This window comes from Rickettsiales bacterium (assembly GCA_033762595.1).
In the GTDB taxonomy this organism is placed as follows: domain Bacteria; phylum Pseudomonadota; class Alphaproteobacteria; order Rickettsiales; family UBA8987; genus JANPLD01.
In genome coordinates this window covers 1-8,294 of the sequence record JANRLM010000073.1, presented here as the reverse complement: position 1 = coordinate 8,294, position 8,294 = coordinate 1, and the positions used below count along the sequence as shown (strand labels likewise).

Sequence of the window (8,294 nt, the reverse complement as noted above, 5' to 3'; positions counted from 1 at the left end):
ATTACCGTCCTTCAAGATTTGTGGCAGATCGGGTATGATGCAGAATGGCATTGTATTCCTGCTTCCGCAGTTGGTGCGCCTCACCGAAGAGATCGCATCTGGATCATTGCCTACCCCAACAGCCAGAGATTCAGTAATAACCAAAGCAAGATCTCCAGAACAGATGATACGCAAAGATGCGAGGAATGTTTTGAGGAAACCACCGCTAGCGGAATATGTTCTGCAACCAGCGGGTTTTCCGAAAACAAAACACGAGATCTGGCCGACACCGACAGCTCAAGGCAGGTGGAGCAATGCGGGTCATATTCAGAAACTGGAAAAACTGATTCAGGAAGGTGTAATAACAGAATTCGAAGCAGAACGAATGAGCCAAACTTTTCTAAAAAAGAAAATGTCAGTACGACAGTACCCAACACCATGTGCGAGGGATTGGCAGGATACAGCGGAAACATTAGAGAAGCTGGCTCGCAAAGGCAAATCATTCAGCACGGGCAAGTTAGCCTCGTTCGTTGCACTAGAGGAGCTGAACTCTGGTCAGCAGAACCTGCCATTCCAAGACTCAAAGATAATGGATTAAATCCTGATTGGGTGGAATGGCTGATGGGTTTTCCTATCGGTTGGACAGAAGGTGGAACAAGAAGGAATCGCCTGAAAAGTTTAGGAAATGCAGTTGTTCCAGTAATTCCTGAGCTTATTGCAAATTCTATTTATAACATTGTTATAGATAACTTAAAAATATGAGCGGTGCATCTTATCCTGTTTCAACAATTGCGAAATTATTTGAGGTAACAGAAAGGCGTGTTCAGCAACTAGCAAAAGATGGCGTAATACCAAAAGCAGAAAAAGGTAAATATGAACTTATTGGTTCGGTAAAAGGATATATTAAATATCTTCAGGAGCGTGCTTATGGAAAAGAAATAACTCATGCAGATGCTCATTTAGAAAAGGCACGACTTACAAAAATTCAAGCAGATATTGCGGAAATTGATCTGCAAAAACTTAAAGGCAAATTAGTTGCAATTGAAGATGTTGAACATGAATGGTCAAGTTTAGTAACAGCGTTTAGATCAAGATTGCTTTCGCTTCCAAATAAAGCCGCTCATTCTGTTATTGGCGTTAAGGAGCATCATAAAATTGAAAATAAAATTCGTGACATGATCAATGAGGCACTAACAGAATTATCAAAATATGAGTCCATCTATGATGGAGAACAAAACAGTAAATCAGGCTCATTCAGCGATATCAGTATTGGTGAAGAAGATAGCAAAACTGATAGCACCACCACCGAATTTGAAAGTGAGCCAGTGGGCTGATGAATATCGTTATTTAAGTAGTGAATCTTCTGCTGAACCTGGCAAGTGGCATACCAACAGAGCACCATATCAAAAAGAAATGATGGATGCTTTTAATGACCCACAAATTGAATCTGTGGTGGTAATGTCATCAGCGCAGATTGGTAAAACTGAAATTATCAACAATATAATTGGCTATTATATCCATCTTGATCCAGCGCCGATATTGCTACTTCAACCAACTTTAGAAATGGCTGAAAGCTGGAGTAAAGATAGGTTTGCTCCGATGTTGCGTGATACACCAAGTTTAAATGATTTGGTGCGTGACCCAAGAAGTAAAGATAGTGGAAATACATTACTGCATAAAAGATTCCCAGGTGGGCATATCACAATGGCTGGCGCAAATTCTCCTGCATCACTTGCAAGCCGCCCAATACGGCTAGTATTATGTGATGAGGTTGATAGATATCCAGTTTCGGCTGGAACAGAAGGTGATCCTGTTAATCTTGCTAAAAAAAGAACTACAACATTTTGGAATAGAAAATTACTGCTAACATCTACGCCAACCATAAAAGGTTTTAGTAGAATTGAAGCGGCTTTTTTACAAAGTGATCAGCGCAGATATTTTGTTCCTTGCCCTGAGTGCGGAGAGGTTCAAACTCTAAAATGGTTACAAGTAAAATGGGAAAATGGTAACCCAGAAACTGCACATTATGAATGTGAACATTGTGGTTTTCATATTACTGATTCTCACAAACAGGAGATGCTAGAAAAAGGTTGCTGGCGTTCCACTATTATTTCTAACTCCGCAGATGACGCAGATGCTAATACAAAAACTAATGCCCGCACGACCAGTGCTGCGGGGTTTCATATCAATGAACTTTACTCTCCATGGGTAAGTTTTAAACAAATTGTTGCAGAGTTTTTAAAGGCAAAATTACTGCCAGAAACTCTTAAAACTTGGGTTAATACTTCACTTGGTGAAACTTGGGAGGAAGAAGGTGAAAGCGTTGATGATGAGGGTTTATACAAACGCAGAGAGGAATTTGACAAAGACCTGCCTGAGAAAGTTTTATTACTTACCGCAGGTGTTGATGTTCAAAATGACAGGTTAGAACTTGAAATTGTTGGCTGGGGTGAAAATTACGAATCTTGGTCAGTTGATTATATCGTTATTTATGGTGACCCAACATCAGCAAAAATATGGGAAGAATTAACGCTGATAATTGACAAACAATTTACTCATAAATCTGGAATTAAACTAAATATTTCTTGCACCTGTATTGATTCTGGCGGTCATCATACCCAAGCGGTTTATGATTATGTAAAAAACAATAACACCCGAAGGGTGTTTGCGGTGAAAGGTTCAAGCCAAGCTGGAAAGCCTATTGTTGGTAAGCCAATATTAGCTGGCAAACAGCGGGCGAAACTATTCTCTGTTGGTGTTGATACGGCAAAAGAGGTTATTTATTCTAGGCTTAAAATTACAAAACTTGGTGCTGGATATTGCCATTTTCCAATTACAAGGGGGTCAGAATATTTCAAGCAACTTACGGCTGAAAAGCAAGTAACTAGGTATGTTAAAGGTTTTGCAAAACGAGAATGGATCAAAGTTAGAACCAGAAATGAAGCATTAGATTGCAGAGTTTATTCTCTTGCAGCGCTACAAATTCTTAATCCTGATTTTGAATTACTGGCAAAAAATATTGAAATGAAATCACGGAATATCCGAAAGGAAACTCGCAAGCAAAAAAGCAATTCAGATAGTTGGGTAAACACGGAAGGTAATTGGTTATGAGCATAACAATTTCACAGGCGCAGGCGGCACTTGATGCGTGGGTTGCGGCAGATTTAGCAGTTGCCAAGGGGCAGAGTTATTCCATGAATGGCAGAAGTTTAACCTTGGCAAATGTTTCTGAAATCAGAGAGCAAATTCAATATTGGGAGCGCAGAATTGATAATTTAACTAACCGCAGAGTAAGCCCTGCATCATTAGTAGATTTTAGTTAAACACCTTATGAATATTCTTGAAAAAACTATAAAATTTATCAGCCCTGAAGTTGCGTTGAGGCGGTCAAAGGCAAGATACACAATAGATGTGATTGAGCGAGGATATGAGGCAGCAAGACCATCACGGCTTCGTAAAAAAAGAACTGATAGAGGTTCAGGTGATGCAGTTGTTGCAGTTGCAGGTGATAGGCTTCGTGTACAAGCGCGATATCTTGATGAGAATCATGACCTTGCAAAAGGTATTTTGAATTGCCTTGTGAATAATGTTGTTGGAACTGGAATAAGAGTTGAACCTCATGTTAAAAATAAATCTGGAGAGCTTCTTATTGAAGATTAAATTTTTTAGTGGTAATTATTTTATTCAAAAACACTTATATGAATTTATTTATTGATACAAATATTTTTCTCTCTTTCTATCACCTAACTAATGAGGATTTATCTGAGCTTGAAAAGTTACTTAAACTTATAAAAGATAAAGAGATAGATTTATATATCACAGAGCAAGTTATAGATGAAATAGCTAGAAATAGAGCAAATAAAATAAAAGAAAAGTTTGAAGCATTCAAAAATGAAAAGTTCAAACTACAAGTTCCTTCTTATTGTAAAGATTATGAGGAATATCATAAAATAAAAGAAATTTTGAAAGATTGCGAAAGATTGCATTCTGAAATGTTAAAAAAGATTCAAAGTGATATAGAAAAAAGTCAACTTAAAGCAGACATATTAATTAGAAAATTATCTGAATGTGCAAAAAAAATTGAAAGAACTTCAGATATAATAGAAAAAGCTAAAATTAGGATTGAATTAGGCAACCCACCAGGAAAAAATAATTCTTTGGGTGATGCTATAAATTGGGAGAGCATTCTATCTTTGTCAGTTTATAGCTTTACCATAATCTCCGATGATTCTGATTTATATTCTCCATTAAATACAGATAGTCTTAATGATTTTTTGAAAAACGAATGGAAATTAAATAAAAAAGGGCCTCTGTACTTTTATAGAAAGCTATCAGACTTTTTTAGAAAAAAATATCCAAATATAAATTTAGAGACTGAGCAAGAAAAAGATAGATTAATTGAAAAGCTATCGTCTAGCTCTAATTTTGCAATAACACATTCTATAATTGCTAACTTGTCAAATTATGAGGGTTTTACTCAAAAACAGAGTGAAGATTTATTTCAAGCTCTTTTAAACAATAACCAGATTAAATGGATTATTGAAGATGAAGATGTGAAATCATTTTACAAGAAATTATATGATAATAGTTTTTTTATGGTTTTGGATAGTGATACTCATGAAAAATTAGAAAAATTAATCAATAACAAAGAAGATAATCTTCCTTTTTAATCTTCTGACTTTCCAATTTTGCTGGCTAATTCTGCCAATAAATCAATGTTGAAAGGTTATTCTGAAGCAGAAGAAAACTTTGAAAAGTTTACCTCTCGTGGAAATTTAGCTGATTTCAAAACTGCTGAACGGGTTAACATGAGTGAGTTTGGCTCACTTGATCCATTGCCTGAAGGTGGCGAGTATAAATATGGAACAATTGGTGAAGGTAAGGAGAATATCAAACTTGCTACTTATGGTAAAATGTTTTCAATCACTCGTCAGGCGATTATCAATGATGATATTGATGCATTTACTAAAATCCCAAGAAAAATGGGTGCGGCTGCAAAACGCAAAGTTGCTGATTTGGTTTGGAGTATTCTTACCTCAAACCCATTAATGGCAGATGGAAAAGCCCTGTTCCACGCTGATCATAAAAACTTAGCTGCATCAGGTGCAGCAATATCTGCAACAGCGTTATCATTGGCAAGAAGAGCTATGAGATTGCAGAGGGATATTTCTGGTGAGGCATTATTAAACATCAGTCCGTATTATTTGATAGTTCCCGTTAGCAAGGAAGATGATGCAAGATTATTAATGACTTCAGAAACTGATTATACTCAGGCAAACCCTAAAAAGCCAAATATTATGAAGGGGGCATTTGAGGTTATTTCTGATCCAAGGCTTGATGCCGCATCTGCTACTGCTTGGTTTTTAACTGCCAACCCACAAATATTTGATGTGATTGAAGTTGCGTATCTTGATGGCAATTCTGAACCTTACCTAGAAGAAAAAGAAGGCTGGAATGTTGATGGCGTAGAATTCAAAGTTCGCATTGATGCCGCAGCAAAAGCTATGGAATATAGAACGGTCTATAAAAACCCAGGTGCATAACACCTTCGGTGTTTAAACTTTCAGTTTTCTAATTTTTTAATTCTACAATTTAAACAACAAACAAAAGGAGATTTATGTCTAAAAACTTTATTGAAAAAGGCGAAGTATTAGAGGTAACTGCATCACAAAATATCGCTTCAGGATCACTTGTAGTGATTGGTAGCATAGCTGGTGTAGCAATTTCTGATATTGCACAAAATGAATCAGGAGCAGTGCAGATTTATGGTGTATTCAGCCTTACCAAAGCAGCACTTGCAATCAACCAAGGGGCCAAGGTTTATTGGGATGCAGTCAACAACAATGTAACCACCACAGTTTCAACCAATGTTCAGATTGGCGTTGCTGCCAAGGCAGCTTTACTGGCTGATGCTACAGTTGATGTTCTACTCAATGTTGCGAACTAAGTTCTAGACCTAAAATTATGAGTTTCAAAGATAATTTTAATTCGCATTTGTCTGATATTTTATCAGGTCTTGGTGATGAAGTAGAGTATGTAACCGAAGCTGGAACTTACAATATCAACGGAATATTTGAGAATGAATATTTTGAAATTCCCTCAGATATGTCGGTTGGTGTTGTAGGTTCTCAGCCTAAACTTACGATAAAAACTTCTGATATTCCAAATGCAAATACTGATGATGAGGTATTTGTTGACGGTAATAATTACAGGGTAGTTTCTGTTCACCCATCTGGTGATGGAATTACTACGCTGATACTGGAGCAAATATAATGCACGCAAGAAATCAAATTAGAGATGCGGTTCGTGAAAAACTGCAAATTCTGACTTCTGATTATAGTATTTTTGTATCTAGGGTTTACCCACTTGAGGAAGGCAAGCTGCCAGCAATTTTGATTTATACAAAATCTGAAGAGGTTGAATATCAAAATATCAAGCAGCCGAGAACTCAAGGTAGAACACTTGCTGTTGCAATTGAAATCTATGTTAAAGCCAGTCTTAACTCCGACAATATCGTTGATGATGTCGCAAAGCAAATCGAGGAACTGATGGGTTCAGATGTAACTTTAGGCTCTTTGGTAAAAGATACAAAATTACAAAAGATTGAAATTTCAATTACGGGTGCAGGTGATGTTCCTGTTTGTACAGCGGTAATGACCTATGAAGTAATGTATCGCACTTCAGAAAATTCACCTGATCAAATTATAAATTAATTACTAACAACTAATAACTAAATTATATGGCAAACCATCTTGGAAGCGAAGGTGTGGTTCGTATTGCTGCGAACACAATCGCTGAAGTAAAATCTTGGAATATTGAGGAAACATCTGAAACTGTAGAGGATACAGTAATGGGTGATAGCTGGCGAACTTATAAACCGACACTTAAATCTTGGAGTGGATCGCTCACCTGCTTCTGGGATGAAACAGATACCACAGGTCAAATGGCTTTAGTGGTTGGAACAGAAGTTGCACTCAAAGTTTACCCTGAAGGCAACCAAACAGGTGATAAGTTTTTTGAAGGTCAGGCAATAGTGACATCAATTTCTAGATCTGCCAATTTTGATGGAATGGTTGAAGCCTCATTCAACTTCCAAGGAAACGGGCAGTTATCATCACCACTAGCACCATAATCATTAACCCCTAAAACTTAAATCATATGAAACCAATAGATGTAATTACAAATCATTTTTCTAGCCAGGAAACCAAACGAATTGAAGTTCCTGAATGGGCTGATACTGAGGGCAAACCGCTAGTTATTCTTGCTGATCCATTAACTGTTGCGGAGAAAGGCAAGTTTTTCAAAATGGCAAAAGATGATGATTTATCTTTGCTGGTATATGCGCTTATTTTTAAAGCCAAAGATGAGCAAGGTAATAAAATGTTCACCCTTGCTGATAAAAAAGCCCTGATGGAAAAATCAGATCCTGATGTTGTAGCTCGTGTTGCTAATGAGATTATGAAATCCAAAACAACTGAGGAACAGCTGGGAAACTGAAATCAGATACTGATCTGATGAATCAGTATCACCTCGCTTTCCATCTCCACAAAACTCTGACTGAAATAAACCAAATGTCCATTGATGAATATCACGGCTGGTTAGCTTATTTCTCATTACGAAATAAAAACTAATAACTGAACTCTAAACTCTGAACTCTGACAACTAATGAAGGAAGTATCATTCACCATACGAGCTTTGGATAAAACCAGAGAGGCGTTTAATTCTATTAAGCGGGGTTTGGGGAATCTTAAAAGCAGCATCTCCGCTACTTTTGATTCGTTAACTTCAATGAAAGGAATTGTTGCTGGGTTTTTGGGTGGCGCATTTATTGGCAATATAGTTAAATCCGCTGATCACATTTATGATTTATCACAAAGGTTAAATATTGGTGCAGGTATATTATCGCAATATAATCATATTGCCGATATGACGGGAACAAGCATTGAAAGCTTTGGTAAGGGGTTTAAAACCTTGGCAAAAAATGTGGCAGATGCTGCAGATGGAACAGGCACTGCAAAAGATGCTTTTAGAGAGCTTGGTTTAGATGCTGCAAAACTAAAAGAGCTTTCCATTGATGAGCAGTTTCAGCTGGTTGCAGAGGCAATGAAAACTGTAACCAATGATACTGATAGGGTTCGCATTGCTACTGAAATATTTGGTAAGGCTGGTATGGATTTAATACCAGTTTTAAATGAAGGTGCGGAAGGGATTATCAGGCTTAAAAATGAAGCAAATAATCTTGGCGTTACTATGACAGATGCACAGGCAAGCGGCATTGCATCAATGAAAGATTCGCTTGATAAATTATGGGGTGT

General features: G+C 37.1%; 13 protein-coding genes. All 13 read left to right on the top strand.

Annotated elements, in window-relative coordinates; genetic code table 11:
- Window positions 1-741 carry a DNA cytosine methyltransferase gene (locus SFT90_05335; protein ID MDX1949905.1) on the top strand — a complete coding sequence of 247 codons (741 nt, stop codon included), beginning with the start codon at window positions 1-3 and terminating at the stop codon, window positions 739-741.
- Window positions 738-1,313: a hypothetical protein gene (locus SFT90_05330; protein MDX1949904.1), complete on the top strand. Its 576-nt coding sequence runs from the start codon at window positions 738-740 to the stop codon at window positions 1,311-1,313. The genes SFT90_05335 and SFT90_05330 overlap by 4 nt, the downstream gene beginning before the upstream one ends.
- Window positions 1,201-3,090, top strand: a complete 1,890-nt coding sequence (locus tag SFT90_05325) for a phage terminase large subunit family protein (GenBank protein ID MDX1949903.1) — start codon at window positions 1,201-1,203, stop codon at window positions 3,088-3,090. The genes SFT90_05330 and SFT90_05325 overlap by 113 nt, the downstream gene beginning before the upstream one ends.
- Window positions 3,087-3,302: a DUF6148 family protein gene (locus tag SFT90_05320; GenBank protein MDX1949902.1), complete on the top strand. Its 216-nt coding sequence runs from the start codon at window positions 3,087-3,089 to the stop codon at window positions 3,300-3,302. Before SFT90_05325 ends, SFT90_05320 begins: the two co-directional genes overlap by 4 nt.
- 7 nt (window positions 3,303-3,309) lie before the next feature.
- Window positions 3,310-3,639 (top strand): phage portal protein, encoded by a 330-nt coding sequence (locus SFT90_05315; GenBank protein ID MDX1949901.1) that lies wholly within the window; start codon window positions 3,310-3,312, stop codon window positions 3,637-3,639.
- A gap of 38 nt (window positions 3,640-3,677) precedes the next feature.
- Window positions 3,678-4,649 carry a PIN domain-containing protein gene (locus tag SFT90_05310; protein ID MDX1949900.1) on the top strand — a complete coding sequence of 324 codons (972 nt, stop codon included), beginning with the start codon at window positions 3,678-3,680 and terminating at the stop codon, window positions 4,647-4,649.
- A 45-nt stretch (window positions 4,650-4,694) separates the two neighbouring features.
- Window positions 4,695-5,522: a Mu-like prophage major head subunit gpT family protein gene (locus SFT90_05305; GenBank protein ID MDX1949899.1), complete on the top strand. Its 828-nt coding sequence runs from the start codon at window positions 4,695-4,697 to the stop codon at window positions 5,520-5,522.
- Window positions 5,523-5,596: 74 nt separating this feature from the next.
- Entirely contained in the window at window positions 5,597-5,926 is a 330-nt protein-coding gene (locus SFT90_05300; GenBank protein MDX1949898.1) for a capsid cement protein, read from the top strand.
- Window positions 5,927-5,943: 17 nt separating this feature from the next.
- Window positions 5,944-6,252, top strand: coding sequence for a hypothetical protein (locus SFT90_05295; protein MDX1949897.1), 309 nt, complete (start codon window positions 5,944-5,946; stop codon window positions 6,250-6,252).
- Window positions 6,252-6,692, top strand: coding sequence for a phage tail terminator protein (gene gpU, locus SFT90_05290; protein ID MDX1949896.1), 441 nt, complete (start codon window positions 6,252-6,254; stop codon window positions 6,690-6,692). The genes SFT90_05295 and gpU overlap by 1 nt, the downstream gene beginning before the upstream one ends.
- Window positions 6,693-6,718: 26 nt before the next feature.
- Window positions 6,719-7,111 carry a phage tail tube protein gene (locus SFT90_05285; GenBank protein MDX1949895.1) on the top strand — a complete coding sequence of 131 codons (393 nt, stop codon included), beginning with the start codon at window positions 6,719-6,721 and terminating at the stop codon, window positions 7,109-7,111.
- Between the two features lie 26 nt (window positions 7,112-7,137).
- Window positions 7,138-7,476, top strand: a complete 339-nt coding sequence (locus SFT90_05280) for a hypothetical protein (protein MDX1949894.1) — start codon at window positions 7,138-7,140, stop codon at window positions 7,474-7,476.
- A 168-nt stretch (window positions 7,477-7,644) separates the two neighbouring features.
- Window positions 7,645-8,294 (top strand): hypothetical protein (locus SFT90_05275; GenBank protein ID MDX1949893.1); only part of this gene is annotated, 650 nt, incomplete at its 3' end.